This is a genomic window from Pseudomonas sp. JV414, from assembly GCF_032424305.1.
GTDB lineage: Bacteria > Pseudomonadota > Gammaproteobacteria > Pseudomonadales > Pseudomonadaceae > Aquipseudomonas > Aquipseudomonas lini.
The window spans coordinates 338,776-357,503 of sequence record NZ_VYKC01000020.1; the positions used below are offsets into that span (position 1 = coordinate 338,776).

An 18,728-nucleotide genomic window follows, 5' to 3' on the forward strand; every position below is an offset into this window, starting at 1 on the left:
TTTAAGCCTGTTTGAGCTTCATCAACTTCCTGAGCAATGGCCGCCCTAGCATCAGTAAAAACACCGGGCCACCGACCACCAGGTAGAAGTAATAGGTCACTGTCCGCCAGATCAGAATCGCCGCCGCCGCGGTGGATTTCCCGACCATGGGCGCCAGCAGCGCCGCCGATGTCAATTCCGCCGCCCCGGCACCGCCCGGCAACAGGCTGAACTGCCCCGCACTCAGCGACAGCATCTGGATCAGAAAGCACCAGGCCCACTGTAAATCCACGCCCAGCCCACGCAACGCCAGATACAACACGCTATAGCGCAAGAGCCAATGCAGGCAGGTCAGTGCAAACACTGTGATCAACGTCTGAAAGGGCAACTTCAATGTGTCAGTAAAGGCCGCCAGAAAGTGCAGGAGCTTTCGCGCCCAGCGCATCCGGGTGGTGCCTTTGACATTGAGGCGAGCGAGCAACCGACCACTCAGACGAATCAGCGAGCGGTGGTAGCGAGCCGCTAATACGCAACTGAACAACCCGCCGAACATTGAGATGGCGCTGACCGTCAGCAGCCATTCCATGCGCTGACTGAGATGCTGGAACAGTGCGTAAATCAGAATCCCGCTCAGCGCGCAGAGAAAAAACAGCAGATCGCTCAACTGATCCATGGCGAACACGGCGCTGCCCCTGGCCGGCCGCACGCCGTGACGTGCCAGCAGCGCCATGATGGTCAGCGGTCCGCCACTGCCGCCGGGGGTGGCGCAGTAGGCGAACTCGGCGGACATGACCACCCCAAGGCTTTTGAAGCGACTGACCTTGCCGCACTGATCCCCCAACAGCAGGCGCAAGCGCTGGGTGTTGAGCATCCAGCAGAGCAGGATCATGCCGAACATGATCAGCAGCCATTTCAGCGGAAAGCTTTGCAACCGCGACCATGTCTCTCCGCCGCCCAGCAACGACGGGATGAGCACCGCAGCGAGCAGGGCGACGACTAGCAAAATCCCGCGGCTCATGCGGCGCGACCGATGGGGTCGCGTTGCTGTGCCAGCCAGTTGGCCTTGGTCATCGGCACACGGCCCTCGTCGAGCAAGCGCTTGAGGGTTTGCAGCCAGTAGTGACGCGAGAACTCATGGCGCATGTCCACGGGGTGCAGGCCAAGACGGATCACCGGCGCCTGGCGCCAGCGTTGTTCGCGCTGATCGCTGACGATTTTCGACAGACCGCGACGCCAGGCGCTGCGCGCGCTCCAGACCAGGCACGGAGCATCGATCGCGGTGAAATCCGGCAGTCGATACAGATGCTGCGAGTCGCTGGTGTAGCGCAGCGGTACCTGACGCAAGGCTTGGCGGGTGCCTTCGCTCATCAGCCAGGCCGGAGCGACGAAACCTTGCAATGGCCAGTTGTAGCGGTGGAACACCTCGATTCCGGCACGCAGGCGGGTGAGGGCGGCGGCCTCTGACAGGTCGTAGAACTCGCCTTCATGGGTGTAGATTCGGCGCATGAACCAGTCTCGGGGAGTGATGGGGATCGGTCCTTCATCGCAATGAAAGTAACCATGCAGTGCCAGTTCGTCACCGCGAGCGACGCGACGGGTCAACAAACGTCGAAACGCCGGATACGCGTCCAGGTCGTTATGTTTGTGGAAATTCGGCACCACCAGCCAAGTGATCGGCACCTCACCCAGCGCGTCGACGGTTTCGACGAAGGCTTGGTAATCGGGCCAGGTTTGCGGCGCAACGTCGTGTAATACCAGTAACAGGCTGGGCGCGTTCATGGGCTCAACCATTGGCGGTCAGTGACCATTGAGTGCCGAGTACGGCGTGATAGTGCCCCAACAGGCTGTCGACCACGATGTCCCAGGCGTAATGCTGTTCGACATGGCTGCGGGCTTGTTTGCCCAGCGCGGCGCTGCCCTGACTGAACAGTTCGCGCACAGCGTTGGCCATCGCTGCTGGATTGTTCGGCGCGCAAAGCAGGCCGCATTGATCGGTGACAATTTCCTGAAAAGCCCCGGCCGCCACGGCCACCACCGGAATGCCGCTGGCCATGGCTTCAAGGACCACCAGGCCAAAGGTTTCCTGATCACCGGCATGCACCAGCGCATCGGCACTGGCCATCAAGCGCGCGACTTGCGCCGCCGGGTAGAACTCATCGAGGACGGTGACATTGCGCGGTACCAGGGTCGGCATCGACGAGCCCACCAGTAACAGGTGATAGCGACGACCCAGGCGTTTCATGCATTTGAGCAGCACTGGCAGGTTTTTTTCCTTGGATCCACGGCCGGCGAAGATCAGCAGATGAGTGTTTTCATCGATGCCCAATTCAGCCCGTAAACCTGGATCCCGTTTACTGGGGTTGAACGTTTGCAGGTCGACGCCCAGAGGTTGTACGAAAACATTCTTTACGCCCAACCCGATCAGCTTATCGGCCATGATTTGACTCGGCGCCAGAACCCGATCGAAGTTGCCATAGAGTTTGCTGACATAAGCTTCAACATTGGGGGTAACCCAATTGCCCATGCGATTGCTGACCAACAGCGGCAGGTCCGAATGATAAAAGCCGATCACCGGCACATCGAGTTGCCGCTTGGCGTCCAAAGCAGCCCAGGCAGTCAGGTATGGGTCGCCGACTTCGATCAGATCAGGCTGCAAATCCTGCAGGACGTTGCGCCAAGGCGCGAGACGGAGGGGGAAGCGATAACCCTTGCCAAAGGGCAGGGCAGGGGCCGGAACCGTGTAGATACCGTCCCGTTCACTGAAATGAGCCCCGGGAATCAGCAGGCTGTGGCGAATGCCCGGTTTGATGCCCAGACGACGGTGTTTGGCATCCAGATAAGTGCGCACGCCACCGCTGGCAGGGGCGTAGAACATGGTTATGTCAGCGATATGCACGATGAACATTCCTCCGGTCCGTTTGTTCTCCCTTGGTTGACCTATATGAAGGATAGATGTTCGATTGGGGTTTTGCGGCGGGGGTGTCAGCGAGGTTTAGCGGGGTTTTGCAGATCGCCATCGCGGGCAAGCCCGCTCCCACAATGATCTTCGATGAACACAAATTTTGTGTACGACAGAGATTACTGTGGGAGCGGGCTTGCCCGCGAAGAGGCCGGTGAGAGCGCCTTAGATCCTGAAGCTGCCGACCAACTGCTTCAACCGCGCCGCCTGCTGCTCAAGGTCCGAGCACGCCCGCAATGTCGATTGCAGGTTTTCCACGCCTTCCTGGTTCAACGTATTGATCTCGGTGATGTCCACGTTGATCGATTCCACCACCGCCGTCTGTTCCTCGGTCGCTGTCGCCACGGACTGGTTCATGCCGTCGATTTCGCCGATGCGCAACGTCACGCTGTTCAAGCGTTCACCGGCCAGGTTGGCGATTTCCACGCTGTCCTGGCTGTGGCGCTGGCTGTCGCTCATGGTGCTGACGGACTCGCGGGCACCGACTTGCAACTCCTCGATCATGGTTTGCACCTGTTGCGCCGACTCTTGCGTGCGATGCGCCAGGTTGCGCACCTCGTCCGCCACCACGGCAAAACCACGCCCGGCTTCACCGGCACGCGCCGCTTCAATGGCAGCGTTGAGCGCCAGCAGGTTGGTTTGCTGGGAGATGCTGGTGATCACTTCGAGAATCTGCCCGATGTTCACGGTTTTGCTGTTCAGCGATTCGATGTTGGTACTCGAGGCGCTGAGCATGCTTGACAGCTGATTCATCGCGGCAATGCTGCGATCCACCACTTGCTGGCCGTCTTCGGCCAGGCTGCGCGCGTCGCTGGCCTGACTTGACGCTTGGGCGGCGTTACGGGCGATTTCCTGGGCCGCGGCACCGAGCTGGTTGATTGCCGCGGCGACGCTGCTGGTGCGCGAGGCTTGCTGGTCGGAATTGAACATCGACGAATTCGAGGCGGCCACTACACGCAGGGCCACTTCGTTGACCTGGCCGGTGGCCGAGGACACTTCGCGGATCGACGTATGAACCCGTTCCACGAAACGGTTGAACGCCGTGCCAAGGATGCCGAATTCGTCCTGATTCTGGATGGTCAGGCGCTTGGTCAGATCGCCTTCACCGTCGGCGATGTCTTCCATGGCGCGGGTCATGACGTGCAGCGGCTGGATCAGGATGCGGATCAACATGCCGAGCAGGGCGATGATGATTGCCACGGCAATGATGGTTGCGACGACCGCCGAGGCGCGGAACTCGCTGAGCATCGAGAAGGCTTTGTCTTTATCCACCGACAGGCCGATGTACCAATTGACCGAAGACAAACCTTTGATTGGGGTGAACGTGACGATACGGGGCTTGCCGTCGACGTCGATTTCACTGAGTTCGCTGCTGATGCGCGGGGTGTTTTTCGGAAACGCCTCGCTCAGGGACTTCATCGCCAGGGTTTTGTCCGGGTGAACCAGGATCTTGCCATCGGCGCTGATCAGAAAGGCATAACCCATGCCGTCGAAGTCCAGCGCGTTGAGGCTGTCGGCGATCACCTGCAAGCTCAGGTCGCCACCGACCACACCGATGCTTTGACCGTCCTTGAGCACACTGTTGACGATGGAAATGACCAGTTGGCCGGACGCGAGATCGATGTACGGTTCGGTCAGTGCCGAGCCGCCGGTGCTTTGCGCACTCTTGTACCAAGGCCGGGCGCGAGGGTCATAGCCCTCAGGCATCTTGCTGTCAGGACGGATGATGAAGGTGCCATCCTTGTTGCCCAGATAGGCGCCCATGAAGGTCGAGGTCACCGCCTTCTGCTCAAGTAGTTTGGAGACATTGCCGGTGTCAGCGTTCAGGGCGACGTTTTGTGACAGGTTTTCGATCAGCAGGCTACGGCCAGCCAGCCAGGTCTGGATATTGTTGGCCGTCACACTGCCCATTTCTTGTAGATAGTTGTCTAGATCGTTGCGTATCGCATTACGCTGCAAATAGTCGTTGTACAAGGTAAACGAGGCGAAGGCAGCTATAACGATGAGGGCGGCGGCAAGCAGTATTTTATGGCTGAAGCGCAGATTTTTATTCATGGCTTGGGGTTCCGCTAAGGTCTTATTATTCAGGGCGTGCTTTTATAAAGGCACGCAAAACGGGCAGTGTTGAAATCAAGCTGATATTTCCGTCCTCTCCTTAGGGGGATTACCGACGCTTTTCAGTCTTTTATATCGGCCATGAAGGATCAAAGATTAACCATGGGTGACAAAATGCCTGACTCATCGCAACTCGTTATCGGCGCCGATCTCGCGGGCCAGTCCATTGCCCAGGCCATGCGCCTGGCGAACCGTCACGGCCTGGTGGCGGGCGCTACCGGGACCGGTAAAACCGTTACCTTGCAGCGCTTGGCCGAAGCCTTCAGCGATGCTGGCGTGGCGGTGTTCGCGGCGGACATCAAAGGCGACCTGTGCGGCCTGGGCGCTGCCGGCAACCCTCAAGGCAAAGTCGCCGAGCGGATCGCCGGCATGCCCTGGCTGAACCATAAGCCGCAGGCGTATCCGGTGACCTTGTGGGACATTAACGGTCAGTCCGGTCATCCACTGCGCACAACCCTGAGCGAAATGGGCCCGTTGCTGCTCGGCAGCCTGCTGGAACTGACCGACAGTCAGCAGTCGGCACTCTATGCCGCGTTCAAGGTGGCCGACCGCGAAGGGCTGTTGCTGTTGGATTTGAAGGATTTGAAGGCGCTGCTCAATCACCTGCGCGACAACCCCGAGTTGTTGGGGGATGACGCGGCGTTGATGACCACCGGTTCCAGCCAGGCGCTGTTGCGCCGTTTGGCGACGCTGGAACAACAGGGTGCTGAAGCGTTATTCGGCGAACCGGCGCTGCAACTGGAAGACATGTTGCAACCGGCCGTGGATGGTCGTGGGCGCATTCACTTGCTGGATGCCAGCCGTCTGGTGCATGAAGCACCGAAGGTCTATGCGACGTTCCTGCTGTGGTTGCTGGCCGAACTGTTCGAGCAATTGCCGGAGCGTGGCGATGCCGAGAAACCGCTGCTGGCGCTGTTTTTCGACGAAGCGCACTTGTTGTTCGCCGGTACGCCCAAGGCGTTGCAGGAACGTCTGGAACAAGTGGTGCGACTGATCCGCTCGAAAGGCGTGGGGGTGTATTTCGTCACCCAATCGCCGGGCGACTTGCCGGATGATGTGCTGGCTCAACTGGGCCTGCGCATTCAGCACGGTTTGCGTGCATTTACCGCCAAAGAACAGACATCCCTGCGCGCGGTGGCCGACGGTTTCCGACCGAACCCGGCATTTGAAGCCTTGTCGGTGTTGACGGAGTTGGGGATCGGCGAGGCGCTGGTTGGCACCTTGCAGGACAAGGGCACGCCGGGGATGGTTCAGCGTGTATTGGTTGCGCCGCCGCAATCGCGGATCGGGCCGCTGACCGAGACCGAACGCACCGTGCTGATCGCCGGTTCGCCGTTCAAGGGGCGCTACGACAAACCGGTCGATCGCGAATCGGCTTATGAAGTGCTGATGGGGCGCAAAGGGCTGGCGCCGGATCCCGAAGCTGCGGCGGGCAAACCAGCACCTGAAGAGCCGAGTTTCACCGACAAGGCCGGGGAACTCCTTGGTACGGCGGCAGGCCAGGCGTTGAAATCAGCCATGCGACAGGCGGCGAATCAATTGGGCCGACAATTGGTACGTGGGTTGATGGGCTCATTGCTCGGCGGCAGCAAACGCCGCTGAAAAGCAAAAGATCGCAGCCTTCGGCAGCGCCCACAGGCGCGTAGGAGCTGCCGAAGGCTGCGATCTTTTGATCTTGCTTCAGGCCTTGGGTTTGGCGTGCGCCGCCAGGCGTTCAAGGGCTGCCCGCAGGTTCGGGTCGGTTATCCCATCAGCCGTCGCCTGAATGGTCGCCGCCGCATCGGTCGACAAATTTATCGTATGCCCCGCCGCCCCTTGCTGAACGGTAGGCGGTTGAACCTTGAACAGAATTCGCGTCAGGCTGGCGAACTCGTCGAACAGCTGTAACTGCCGTTGCAGACGCTTTTGTTGATAACGCAGGCGGGTGGCCCAGTGGCCGTCGGTGACAATCAGCAATAAACTGCCTTCACGCCACGACGCCACATGGCAATGCTCGCGGGCAGCCGGCTGCAACTGGCTTTCCACCAGGCGTTGTAAATGACCCAGGCGTTGAGCATGGCCAAAAATGGCTTTCAGCGGTTTGGCTTCGCGAAGCAGAACGGCGGGTGCTCTGGCCGTGAGAGGGCGAAATGCCATGATCGAACACCTGAAGTAACAGAACGGCCATGGTAACAGAAAGCACCCGTTGCCCCCGACCCATTGCTTTGCGAGCGCTTTACCCATTAAATCAACGAGTAACTTGTGCCCTCGATGGGTTGAAGTTCAGCAAAATGCCCTTATTTTAAGTGAGCCCCGTCACAGCGCAGTGCATGCATCGTGGAATAACGCCACTTTCCTCACCATCGTTTCCGGGTAGAATGCTCGTTCGCATGCGGCCATGAGGGCTGCACGGGCGACTCACGGGGCCGCCCTCCATCCCTTTAGTGTGGAAGATCCTGCCGATATGTTTGCGCCTTTGTTAAAGAAACTTTTTGGAAGCAAGAACGAGCGTGAAGTCAAGCGCATGCTCAAGACGGTGCAGCTCGTCAATGCCTTCGAAGAGCAAATGGTAGCCCTTTCGGACGATCAATTGCGTGCCAAGACCGACGAGTTCAAGGCCCGCCTCGCCAAAGGGGAAACCCTCGACAAGCTGCTGCCCGAAGCCTTTGCGGTCGCCCGCGAAGCCGGCAAGCGCGTCATGGGTATGCGCCACTTCGATGTCCAGCTGATCGGCGGCATGACCTTGCATGAAGGCATGATCGCGGAAATGCGTACCGGTGAAGGCAAGACCCTGGTGGCAACACTGGGCGTTTACCTCAACGCGCTGTCCGGCAACGGCGTGCACGTTGTGACGGTGAACGACTACCTGGCCCGCCGTGACGCCAACTGGATGCGTCCGCTCTACGAGTTCCTCGGCATGACGGTCGGCGTGGTTACCCCATTCCAGCCGCCGGAAGAGAAGCGCGCCGCTTACGCCGCCGATATCACCTACGGCACCAACAACGAATTCGGTTTCGACTACCTGCGCGACAACATGGCGTTCAGCATGGAAGAAAAATTCCAGCGCGAACTCAATTTTGCCGTGATCGACGAAGTCGACTCCATCCTCATCGACGAAGCCCGTACCCCGCTGATTATCTCCGGTCAGGCCGAGGACAGCTCCAAGCTGTACATCGAGATCAACAAACTGATCCCGCAGCTGGAATTGCACGTCGAAGAAGTCGAAGGCGAAGTCACCAAGGCTGGCCACTACACCGTGGACGAGAAGACCCGTCAGGTCGAACTCAACGAAGCCGGTCACCAGTTCATCGAAGACATGCTGACCCGCGTCGGCCTGCTGGCTGAAGGCGAGAGCCTGTATTCGGCGCACAACCTCGGTCTGCTGACCCACGTTTATGCCGGCCTGCGCGCGCACAAACTGTTCAATCGCAACGTTGAATACATCGTGCAGGACGGTCAGGTCGTGCTGGTCGACGAACACACCGGCCGTACCATGCCGGGTCGCCGTTTGTCCGAAGGCCTTCACCAGGCCATCGAAGCCAAGGAACACCTGAACATCCAGGCCGAGAGCCAGACCCTGGCGTCGACTACGTTCCAGAACTACTTCCGTCTGTACAACAAGCTGTCCGGCATGACCGGTACCGCAGACACCGAAGCGTTCGAATTCCACCAGATCTATGGCCTGCAGGTCATGGTCATCCCGCCGAACAAACCGTTGGCGCGTAAAGACTACAACGACCTGGTGTTCCTGACCGCCGAAGAGAAATACGCGGCGATCATCAACGACATCAAGGAGTGCATGACTCAGGGCCGTCCGGTGCTGGTGGGTACCGCCACCATCGAAACGTCCGAGCACATGTCCAGCCTGCTCGTGAAGGAAGGCATCGAACACAAGGTTCTGAACGCCAAGTTCCACGAAAAAGAAGCCGAAATCATTGCTCAGGCCGGTCGCCCGGGCGCACTGACCATCGCCACCAACATGGCCGGTCGTGGTACCGACATTCTGTTGGGCGGTAACTGGGAAGTGGAAGTGGCTTCGCTGGAAGACCCGACCCCTGAGCAGATCGCCCAGATCAAGGCCGACTGGCAGAAACGTCACCAGCAAGTGCTGGAGTCGGGCGGTTTGCAGGTGATCGCTTCCGAGCGTCACGAATCGCGCCGTATCGACAACCAGTTGCGCGGTCGTGCCGGTCGTCAGGGCGACGCCGGTTCCAGCCGTTTCTACCTGTCGCTGGAAGACAGCCTGATGCGCATCTTCGCCTCTGACCGGGTGAAGAACTTCATGAAGGCGCTGGGCATGCAGTCCGGTGAGGCGATCGAGCACCGCATGGTGACCAACGCCATCGAGAAGGCTCAGCGCAAGGTTGAAGGCCGTAACTTCGATATCCGTAAACAACTGCTCGAGTTCGACGACGTCAACAACGAACAACGTAAAGTGATCTATCACATGCGTAACAGTTTGTTGGCCGCCGACAACATTGGCGAAACCATCGCCGATTTCCGTCAGGACGTGCTCAACGCAACCGTCAGCGCGCATATTCCACCGCAATCGCTGCCAGAGCAGTGGGACGTGGCTGGTCTGGAAGCGGCGTTGCAGAGCGACTTCGGTGTGGCGTTGCCGATCCAGCAATGGCTGGACGAAGACGATCACCTGTATGAAGAAACCCTGCGCGAGAAGCTGATGAACGAGCTGATCGCCGCGTACAACGAGAAAGAAGACCAGGCCGGTGCCGAAGCACTGCGCTCCTTCGAGAAGCAAATCGTTCTGCGCGTATTGGACGACCTGTGGAAAGACCACCTGTCGACCATGGATCACCTGCGTCACGGCATCCACTTGCGTGGTTATGCGCAGAAGAACCCGAAGCAGGAATACAAACGCGAGTCCTTCACCTTGTTCTCCGAGCTGCTGGATTCGATCAAGCGCGATTCGATCCGTGTGCTGTCGCACGTTCAGGTTCGCCGCGAAGACCCGATCGAAGAAGAAGCTCGCCTGCGTCAGGAAGCCGAAGCGCTGGCTGCGCGCATGCAGTTCCAGCACGACGAAGCACCTGGCCTGGAGCAACCGGAAGTGTTGGGTGAAGAGGTCGATGTAGCCCTCGCCACCGCACCGGTACGCAACGAGCAGAAGCTGGGCCGTAACGAGCTGTGCTACTGCGGTTCGGGCAAGAAGTACAAGCATTGCCACGGGCAGATCCAGTAAACCCGTTTCATACGCTGAAATACCCGCGCCGCGACCGGCTTATGCCGTCGCGGCGTTTTGCCATTTAAACCACCGACGCCCCGACGGCGGTGCAGACATCATTTATTAAGGAGCGCATTCATGGCTGTTGGTCTTGGTCCTTTGCCAACGTTGCACCCGGTTGCCGGTTTTGAACTCGGTATCGCCTCGGCCGGCATCAAGCGCCCGGGGCGCAAGGATGTCGTGGTCATGCGCTGTGCCGAAGGTTCCACAGTGGCGGGCGTGTTCACCCTCAACGCCTTTTGCGCCGCTCCCGTAATCCTGGCCAAGCAACGTGTACAAGGCCCGGTACGTTACCTGCTGACCAACACCGGCAATGCCAACGCCGGCACCGGCGAACCAGGCCTGGCAGCTGCCGAGCGCACGTGCGCCAAACTGGCTGAACTGACCGGGGTCGATGCAAGCCTGGTGCTGCCGTACTCCACCGGTGTGATCGGCGAGCCGCTGCCGGTCGAAAAAATCGAAGGCGCGCTGCAAGCCGCCCTCGACGACTTGTCGGTGAATAACTGGGAAGCCGCCGCCACCGGCATCATGACAACTGACACCCTGCCTAAGGGTGCCAGCCGCCAGTTCCAGCATGACGGCGTGACCATCACCGTCACCGGCATCAGCAAAGGCGCGGGCATGATCCGCCCGAACATGGCGACCATGCTCGGCTACATCGCCACCGACGCCAAAGTCTCGCGGGACGTGCTGCAAAACCTGCTGCTGGACGGCGCCAACAAGTCGTTCAACCGCATCACCATCGACGGCGACACCTCGACCAACGACTGCTGCATGCTGATCGCCACCGGTCAGGCAGCACTGCCGGAAATCACCGAAGCCAGCGGTCCGCTGTTCGCTTTGCTGAAACAAGCGGTGTTTGAAGTCTGCATGGACGTGGCCCAGGCCATCGTGCGTGACGGCGAAGGCGCGACCAAGTTCGTCACCGTGGAAGTCAACGGCGGCGGCAATCACCAGGAATGCCTGGACGTCGGTTACACCGTGGCCCACTCGCCGCTGATCAAGACCGCGTTGTTCGCCTCCGACCCGAACTGGGGCCGCATTCTGGCCGCCGTGGGCCGTGCCGGCGTACCGAACCTGGACGTGAGCAAGATTGACGTATTCCTCGGCGACGTGTGCATCGCCAGCCGTGGCGCTCGCTCTGCCACCTACACCGAAGCCCAGGGCGCGGCGGTGATGCAACAGGAAGAAATCACCATCCGCATCGAGCTGGGTCGCGGTGATTGCAGCGAAACCATCTGGACCACTGACCTGTCCCACGAATACGTGAAGATCAACGCTGAGTACCGTACGTAAGACTGCGTCGACCCCATCGCGGGCAAGCCCGCTCCCACAAGTTCAGTGGTGTGCACAAACTTTGTGTACGGCGCAATCACTGTGGGAGCGGGCTTGCCCGCGATGACGGGCCACCTGACGCTAGACATTCTGGATTGTTCCCCTGACGAGAAGGCACCCATATATGAGCCTCCACCTGATCATCGGCGACAAACTGTATTCCTCCTGGTCCCTGCGCGCCGCACTGGCCCTCGACCTGACCGGCGTGTCCTACACCGAAGAACTGATCAAGCTGAACCAGCCGGACACTCGCGAGCGCGTGCTCAAGCATTCGCCGACCGGGAAAGTCCCGCTGCTGAAAACCGAACACGGCACCGTCGCCGATTCTCTGGCGATTGCCGAGTACCTGGCCGAACAATTTCCCGATGCCGGCCTGTGGCCCAAAGACACTGCCGCCCGTGCCCAGGCGCGTTCGGCGTGCGCGCAGATGCACAGCGGTTTTTTCGCCATGCGCGGCAACATGCCGTTCGATCTGAGCCACGATGCGCCACTGTCGCCGACCCCGCCTGAGGTTCAGGCTGAAATCGAGCGCATGCTGGCGTTGTGGGCTGAGTGTCGTGCCACCTCGACTGAAACCGGCCCGTTCCTGTTTGGCGGCGCGACCCTGGCCGATGCGTTTTTTGCACCGATCGCCGTGCGTCTGCGCACCTATCAGGTGAAGCTGCCCGAGGCCGATGCGGCCTATGTCGAAACCATCTACCAATGGCCAGCCTTTAAGGCCTGGCGGAAGGCGGGTCTGGAGGAAATAGAGCGGTGAAACGAGTCCATGTAGCAGCCGCGGTTATCCGCGATAGCAACGGCAAGATCCTCATCGCGCGCCGTGCCGACACCCAGCATCAGGGTGGTTTGTGGGAATTCCCCGGTGGCAAGGTCGAGGATGACGAATCCGTCGAAACGGCCCTGGCTCGCGAGCTTCACGAAGAGCTGGGTATCGTGGTCAATACCGCGCGGCCGATGATCAAGGTCCGCCACGATTACCCGGACAAGCAGGTATTGCTGGATGTCTGGGAGGTCTCGGCGTTTACCGGCGAACCCCATGGCGCCGAAGGTCAGCCTTTGGCCTGGGTGACCGCGCGGGAACTGGTGGACTACGACTTCCCGGCCGCTAACCAGCCGATCGTCGCCGCTGCGCGCTTGCCCGGCGATTACCTGATCACCCCGGAGGGCCTGGAAACCCCGGCCTTGCTGCGCGGTATTCAGAAAGCCATCGCTGGCGGCATCAAGCTGATTCAATTGCGCGCGCCCAACGGCTACGACCCGCAATACCGCGATCTGGCGGTGGACGCGGCAGGGCTGTGTGCCGGCAAGGCGCAGTTGATGATCAAGGGGCCGTTTGAATGGCTGGGGGACTTCCCGTCCGCTGGTTGGCACATCACGTCGACGCAGTTGCGCAAGTACGCGGCGGCCGGGCGCCCGCTACCGGCGTCGCGCTGGTTGGCAGCGTCTTGCCACAATGCTGAGGAACTGGCACTGGCCGAGCAGATGGGCGTGGACTTTGTGACCCTGTCGCCGGTACAGCCGACGCAGACCCATCCGGATGCTTTGCCATTGGGTTGGGAACAGGCTTCGACCTTGATCGAGGGCTTCAGTAAGCCGGTATTTTTGCTCGGTGGGGTTGGCCCGGCAGAGCGGCAGAAAGCCTGGGAAGCAGGAGCACAGGGTGTGGCGGGGATTCGGGCGTTTTGGCCTGAGGCCTGATTCTGCGGTGTTGCTGCTGGCGCCATCGCGGGCAAGCCCGCTCCCACAGTGGTTCGTGATGGACACAGATTTGTGTACGACGCTGATCCCTGTGGGAGCGGGCTTGCCCGCGATGGCGTCTTCGGACGCGCCAACTAAACCTGGGGTTTCGCTGCCGCTTGCCACAAAATCTCGGCAATCCCCTGACGCTTGGCAATCAACCGTGCCGCCACAAACAACAAATCCGATAGCCGATTGATATACGCCAGGCCAACCCCGGCCAACGGCTCGATCGCATTCAACTGCTGACAGCGCCGTTCGGCACTGCGCGCCAGGCAGCGGCATACGTGGGCCTGGGCAATCAGCGCGGAACCGCCGGGCAGAATGAAATTCTCCAGCGGCCCCAACTCTTCATTCCACACATCGATCGCCGCTTCCAGGCGCTCGATTTCTACCGTGTTCAGTGCCTGATAAACCGGCATCGCCAGTTCACCGCCCAGGTCGAACAACCGATGTTGGCAGGGCGCCAGCACCTCGATCACTTCGTTCAACCCCGGATACGCGTTACTTTCCGTCGCCAATCCGGCCAATAGCACTCCCACCTGGCTGTTCAGCGTATCGACTTCGCCAATGGCCTCGATGCGCGGATGGTCTTTGGGCACCCGGCGCCCATCGCCGAGCCCGGTTTCGCCTTTGTCGCCAGTGCGGGTGTAAATCTTCGACAAGCGAAAGCCCATGGTTACCTCGACAGCTGATTGAGTTCTTGAGAAACCACCGGAGTGCCCGACAACGGCAGGCGCAAGGTGAAACAAGTGCCTTGGCCCAGCGTCGATTGCACTTCCATCTGGCCTTTGTGGTTGTTGGTGATGATGAAGTACGAGACCGAGAGCCCAAGGCCGGTGCCCTGACCGATTTCCTTGGTGGTGAAGAACGGCTCGAACGTGCGTTTGCGTACGCTCTCGCTCATGCCGATGCCGTTGTCCTCGACCTGAATTTCCGCCCACGGTGGATTCAGTCTTGTACGCAGAATGATCCGCCCCGGTTCGCGGTCGTCTGTACGTTGATGAATGGCTTGCGCGGCGTTTTTCAGCAGGTTGAGCAGCACCTGTTCCAGTTCGTTGGCAGTGCCAGGCACCGGGCCCAGCGCCGGATCGAACTGGCGAATGATCGCCTGGCCCTTGAAGTCGAAACCGATGGCCAGGTCGAAGTCATTGCCGGCGATTTCCACCGCTTGATCGATCAGCGCCGGTAGGTCGCACGGGGCCATTTGCCGGGTACTGCGGCGGCTGAAGCTGAGCATGTGCGTCACGATTTTTGCCGCCCGGGCGCCGGCCTGTTGAATGCCATCGAGTAACTGCGGCACTTCGCGAGCTTTCAAGTACTGGTTGACCGTTTCCAGCTCGATGCCCAGTTGCTCGGCCTGTTCGAGGTTTTTCGGCAGATCGGGTGACAGGCGTCGACGAATGTTCTGCACGTTGTGCAGGATCGCACCCAGCGGATTGTTGATCTCGTGAGCCATGCCGGCGGCGAGGCCACCGACCGAGAGCATTTTTTCCGACTGCACCATCATTTCTTCCAGGGACAGACGCTGGGTGATGTCGTCGATCCGGATCACCACGCCGCGCCCGGCACCGCCCATCAACGGGTAGAACGTCAGGGCGTAATGTTTGGGTTCATCGTCCTTGAGCCAGGTGACGCGTTCGATCTTCGCCACTGTGTGCTGCTCGACGGTTTGCCTGAGCTGCGGCAGAAACGGTTTGAGCGGTTCGAAGGCGAGGAAGATCGGCTGGTTCAAGGCTTCATCGAGACGCGTACCGGACAGGGCGCTGGCTTCCTGATTCCACTGGGTCACGTAGAGCTGCTCGTCGAGGGCGATCAGGGCCGACGGCATGGAATCGATGATGCTGTTGAGGTAGTTCTGGAACCCGGTGAGTTTCTTTTCGATCTTGCTGCGTACCTGAACTTCCAGCTCCAGCTTGCGGTTGGTGTGACGGGTTTCTTCGGCCAGCCCCTGGGCTTGGTCGTAAGCGGCTTGGGAGTCGTCGCGGGCGCGCTTGAGTTGCTGCTCCCGGGCCTCGATGCGCGAGAGCATGGTGTTGAACGCTTCGGCGAGGCTGCCGATTTCGTCGTGGTTGCCGCGAGAGGCGCGCAGGGCGTAGTTCTCTTCGCGGGTCACTTGCCGGGACAACTCTTCGAGCTGATGGATCGGCCGGGTAATCAGGCGTTTGATCTGCCGGGCGATCACCAGCCACAACAGCACGCTGAAGATCAGAATCCCCAGGCTGGCGGTCAGGGTCCCGGTGTAGAACGCCATCGGCAATTCGCTGCTGGCGACCAACAACAGATGGCCGGGCTCGGTACCGGGGCGGGGCAGGGTGATCACTTGATTACTGCGAAACTCCGAGGCTTGCCAGACCTCCATGTGCCGGTAGTGCCCCGGCAGGTTGAGCTTGTCGCCCGCCTGCAACTGTGCCAAGCGCACACCTTTACCGTCATAGAGGGCCGCCGCGCGCAACGGCGTATAACTGTTGAGCTCGTTGAGCAGGCGTTCGGCGTTTTGCGGCGACTTCAACGCTTCGGAGATCAGGCTCGGGTTGGACACCAGTCGGCCAATGGTCTGCAAGGCCTGGGGGGCCATGCTTTCCTGGGAGATGTAATACGCGGCGCTGATAAAGGTCAGGTTGGCGACCAGCAAAACGGTGGTCAACAGCACCAGCAGGGCGGCCAGCAATTTCTGGCCGACTGGAAGGTTTTCAAGGCGCTGGCGCAATGGCATCAGGTTCATCGCTGAAAAGGAACAAGTGGCCAGCGTAGCCGCTGCTCAGTCGCTGGGCAATCCAAGGCTGCGCAGATGGGCGATCAAGCGTTGCTGCAATTGATTGAGGTGAGGCAGGTTCAACTGATGCCGCGACGCGACTTTGCAGGCATGGCCCAACAGATAGCTGATTTCGGTGCGGCGCTGATTCGCGACGTCCTGGTACATCGAGGAGAAATTGGCCGCGGTGGCCTGGATCACCCGTTCGACTTCCTCCCGGAGGTTTTCCGCCGCTGCTGGCTGGCCGCAGCGCTCCAGCAGTTCGGTGAGCTCGGCGCACAGGGTGGCGACTTCGCAATGATGTTGCTGCAAACCGCCGTTGCGGCATTCGTGCAGCACGGTCAGCGGGTTGATCGCACAATTGAGCGCCAGTTTTCGCCACAGCCTTGTGAGGATGTCCGTGCTCCACTCATGGGGAATGCCGGCGGCGCTCAAGTCCTCCAGCCAGATCGGCGCCACCGGATGGCCGGCATCCCCCAGCCAGGTGTAGCCGTGGCCGGCGAACACCACACGCCAGTCGCCATCGCGAAATGCGCCTTCAGTGCTGGAGGCGAAGATGCAGCGCGCCTGAGGCACCTGCGCGGCAACCGCGTCCTGACTGCCGAGGCCGTTTTGCAACAGGATCAGTTCGGCGTCGGGTGTCAGACGGTGGGCGAGTTGGGCGACGGCTTTCTCGGCATCGTAGGCTTTGCAGGCCACCAGCAGACGGCTGATGGGCTCGTCGCTGTCGGCTGTTTGTGCGGACACGGCATAGGTTTTTGCTTCGCTGTGTTCCACGAGCGTCAGCCCGCCCGTCGCTTGATAAGCCTGCAAGCGCGCCGCGTCCCGCAGGATCAGCCTGACCGGTACATCGGCCCGTGCCAGACGTGTGGCCCAAAGGGTGCCGAGGCTGCCGGCGCCCAAAATATGCCAAGGGGTAGACATCAGCTTTTTGCTCGGTTTGTCGCTGGCATGTGAGGCTCGCAGTATCGGTTGGAAAAGACCCGTTATAATGAGCCCGATTTTAACCGCAAGCCAAGCGCGCTCCTTCGTTATCGAGCGTGCCTTTTTATTGGAGAGATTACATGCCGTCGTTCGACGTGGTATCCGAACTGGACAAACACGAAGTCACCAACGCGGTCGAGAACGCCGTCAAGGAACTCGATCGTCGTTATGACCTGAAAGGCAAAGGCACCTTCGAGTTCAAGGAAAAGGACCTGACCGTCAACCTGACTGCGGAAGCCGATTTCCAGCTCGAAGCGATGATCGAGATCCTCAAGCTGGCCCTGGTCAAGCGCAAGATCGACGTGCAGTGCCTTGAAGTCAAGGATGCCTACGCGTCGGGCAAGTTGATGAAGCAGGAAGCGGTCCTCAAGGAAGGCATCGACAAAGAGCTGGCGAAGAAAATCGTCGCTCACGTCAAAGACGCCAAGCTCAAGGTCCAGGCCGCCATTCAGGGCGAGCAAGTGCGCATTACCGGCAAGAAGCGTGACGATTTGCAGGAAGCCATCGCGGCCCTGCGCGCCAAGACGTTCGACATGCCACTGCAGTTCAATAACTTCCGCGACTGACTTTCAAGCGGGAACCTCTCGACGTTTTCGACGTCCGAGGCCCAAGCAACGGCAGAAACGATTGAATCCCCCACGGGTTCGGTCTTTCTGCCGCTCATTTTTTGCGTGCCGGGTAGCCGGAAATCAGGAGAAAGAAGATGGATTTGAATGCTGAAGTGGACAACCTGGTCAAGGTGTCTCAAGCCTGGATTCCAATGATCATGGAATACGGCAGCCGCGTGCTGCTGGCGGTGATTACCCTGGCCATCGGTTGGTGGCTGATCAACAAGGTGACGCAAAAACTCGGCGGCCTGCTCGCGTTGCGTAATGCCGACCTGGCGCTGCAAGGTTTCATCAGCAGCCTGGCGAACATCATTCTCAAGGTTCTGCTGATCGTTAGCGTGGCGTCGATGATCGGGGTGGAAACCACGTCGTTCGTCGCGGCCATCGGTGCGGCCGGCCTGGCGATCGGTCTGGCGTTGCAGGGCAGCCTGGCGAACTTCGCCGGCGGCGTACTGATTCTGTTGTTCCGCCCGTTCCGCATCGGTGACTGGATCGAAGCCCAAGGTGTTGCCGGTACTGTCGACAGCATCCAGATCTTCCACACCGTACTGCGCACCGGCGATAACAAAACCATCATCGTGCCTAACGGCAATCTGTCGAACGGCATCATTACCAATACCAATCGTCAAACGACACGCAAAGTAGTGTTTGATGTTGGTGTGGATTGCCACGCGGATCTGCAAAAGGCCCGCGAAGTGTTGCTGGAATTGGCCAGGGATGAGCGGGTGTTGACTGACCCTGCACCGGAAGCGGTCATTTCCATGCTGGGCGAAAGCTCGATCACTGTTTCGCTACGGGTCTGGGTCAAGACTGCTGATTACTGGAATGTGCTGTTCATGTTTAACGAGCACGCCCGTGATCGTTTGAAAGCAGCGGGTATCGATATTCCGTTTCCGCAGCGGGTTATTCGAGTGGTTCAGGAGTCGGCAACGGTGTAATGATTGGTCCTTCGATACATGTTTGACCTTTTGGTCAGACTTGTTCTGCAAGAGTCCGCTCCATTAAACACAATGCTCTAACCAATAAAAAAGGCCC

General features: G+C 59.8%; 15 protein-coding genes. 7 read left to right on the forward strand and 8 right to left on the reverse strand.

Features of this window, described 5'->3' with window-relative positions; genetic code table 11:
• Position 1: 1 nt before the first annotated feature.
• The 4 genes from F6R97_RS21240 to F6R97_RS21255 all read right to left on the reverse strand — a co-directional run bounded on the left by F6R97_RS21240 (position 2) and on the right by F6R97_RS21255 (position 4,993).
• Entirely contained in the window at positions 2-997 is a 996-nt protein-coding gene (locus F6R97_RS21240; RefSeq protein ID WP_048395626.1) for a YbhN family protein, read from the reverse strand.
• Positions 994-1,770 carry a polysaccharide deacetylase family protein gene (locus tag F6R97_RS21245; RefSeq protein WP_315867044.1) on the reverse strand — a complete coding sequence of 259 codons (777 nt, stop codon included), beginning with the start codon at positions 1,768-1,770 and terminating at the stop codon, positions 994-996. Before F6R97_RS21245 ends, F6R97_RS21240 begins: the two co-directional genes overlap by 4 nt.
• A complete protein-coding gene (locus tag F6R97_RS21250; RefSeq protein ID WP_315867045.1) occupies positions 1,763-2,884 on the reverse strand; it encodes a glycosyltransferase family 1 protein in 1,122 nt (373 codons plus the stop codon). Before F6R97_RS21250 ends, F6R97_RS21245 begins: the two co-directional genes overlap by 8 nt.
• A gap of 219 nt (positions 2,885-3,103) precedes the next feature.
• Positions 3,104-4,993 (reverse strand): methyl-accepting chemotaxis protein, encoded by a 1,890-nt coding sequence (locus tag F6R97_RS21255; RefSeq protein WP_315867046.1) that lies wholly within the window; start codon positions 4,991-4,993, stop codon positions 3,104-3,106.
• Positions 4,994-5,167: 174 nt separating this feature from the next.
• On the opposite strand from F6R97_RS21255, the gene F6R97_RS21260 reads away from it, so the two are divergent.
• Complete coding sequence (locus F6R97_RS21260; protein WP_315867090.1) at positions 5,168-6,655, forward strand: helicase HerA-like domain-containing protein; 1,488 nt, start codon at positions 5,168-5,170, stop codon at positions 6,653-6,655.
• A gap of 78 nt (positions 6,656-6,733) precedes the next feature.
• On the opposite strand, the gene F6R97_RS21265 is transcribed toward F6R97_RS21260, so the two are convergent.
• Positions 6,734-7,189 (reverse strand): DUF721 domain-containing protein, encoded by a 456-nt coding sequence (locus F6R97_RS21265; RefSeq protein ID WP_315867047.1) that lies wholly within the window; start codon positions 7,187-7,189, stop codon positions 6,734-6,736.
• 307 nt (positions 7,190-7,496) lie between these two features.
• Between F6R97_RS21265 and secA the strand changes: the two genes are divergently transcribed.
• The 4 genes from secA (at position 7,497) to F6R97_RS21285 (ending at position 13,307) form a co-directional block, all read left to right on the forward strand.
• A complete protein-coding gene (gene secA / locus F6R97_RS21270) occupies positions 7,497-10,232 on the forward strand; it encodes a preprotein translocase subunit SecA (RefSeq protein WP_315867048.1) in 2,736 nt (911 codons plus the stop codon).
• A 120-nt stretch (positions 10,233-10,352) separates the two neighbouring features.
• Entirely contained in the window at positions 10,353-11,570 is a 1,218-nt protein-coding gene (gene argJ / locus F6R97_RS21275) for a bifunctional glutamate N-acetyltransferase/amino-acid acetyltransferase ArgJ (RefSeq protein WP_008015216.1), read from the forward strand.
• A gap of 163 nt (positions 11,571-11,733) precedes the next feature.
• Positions 11,734-12,366, forward strand: coding sequence for a glutathione S-transferase family protein (locus tag F6R97_RS21280; protein WP_315867049.1), 633 nt, complete (start codon positions 11,734-11,736; stop codon positions 12,364-12,366).
• Complete coding sequence (locus F6R97_RS21285; protein ID WP_315867050.1) at positions 12,363-13,307, forward strand: Nudix family hydrolase; 945 nt, start codon at positions 12,363-12,365, stop codon at positions 13,305-13,307. Before F6R97_RS21280 ends, F6R97_RS21285 begins: the two co-directional genes overlap by 4 nt.
• Positions 13,308-13,441: 134 nt before the next feature.
• Here F6R97_RS21285 and F6R97_RS21290 read toward each other — a convergent pair whose 3' ends face one another.
• The 3 genes from F6R97_RS21290 to F6R97_RS21300 are packed head-to-tail and all read right to left on the reverse strand — an operon-like array spanning position 13,442 to position 17,025.
• Complete coding sequence (locus F6R97_RS21290; RefSeq protein WP_315867051.1) at positions 13,442-14,023, reverse strand: cob(I)yrinic acid a,c-diamide adenosyltransferase; 582 nt, start codon at positions 14,021-14,023, stop codon at positions 13,442-13,444.
• Positions 14,024-14,025: 2 nt separating this feature from the next.
• Positions 14,026-16,062, reverse strand: coding sequence for an ATP-binding protein (locus F6R97_RS21295; protein WP_315867052.1), 2,037 nt, complete (start codon positions 16,060-16,062; stop codon positions 14,026-14,028).
• A gap of 45 nt (positions 16,063-16,107) precedes the next feature.
• Positions 16,108-17,025 (reverse strand): putative 2-dehydropantoate 2-reductase, encoded by a 918-nt coding sequence (locus F6R97_RS21300; protein WP_315867053.1) that lies wholly within the window; start codon positions 17,023-17,025, stop codon positions 16,108-16,110.
• A gap of 140 nt (positions 17,026-17,165) precedes the next feature.
• On the opposite strand from F6R97_RS21300, the gene F6R97_RS21305 reads away from it, so the two are divergent.
• On the forward strand, positions 17,166-17,651 hold the full coding sequence (locus tag F6R97_RS21305; RefSeq protein WP_007906601.1) for a YajQ family cyclic di-GMP-binding protein: 486 nt from the start codon (positions 17,166-17,168) through the stop codon (positions 17,649-17,651).
• Positions 17,652-17,788: 137 nt separating this feature from the next.
• Positions 17,789-18,631 carry a mechanosensitive ion channel family protein gene (locus F6R97_RS21310; RefSeq protein ID WP_315867054.1) on the forward strand — a complete coding sequence of 281 codons (843 nt, stop codon included), beginning with the start codon at positions 17,789-17,791 and terminating at the stop codon, positions 18,629-18,631.
• The last annotated feature ends 97 nt before the right edge of the window (positions 18,632-18,728 follow it).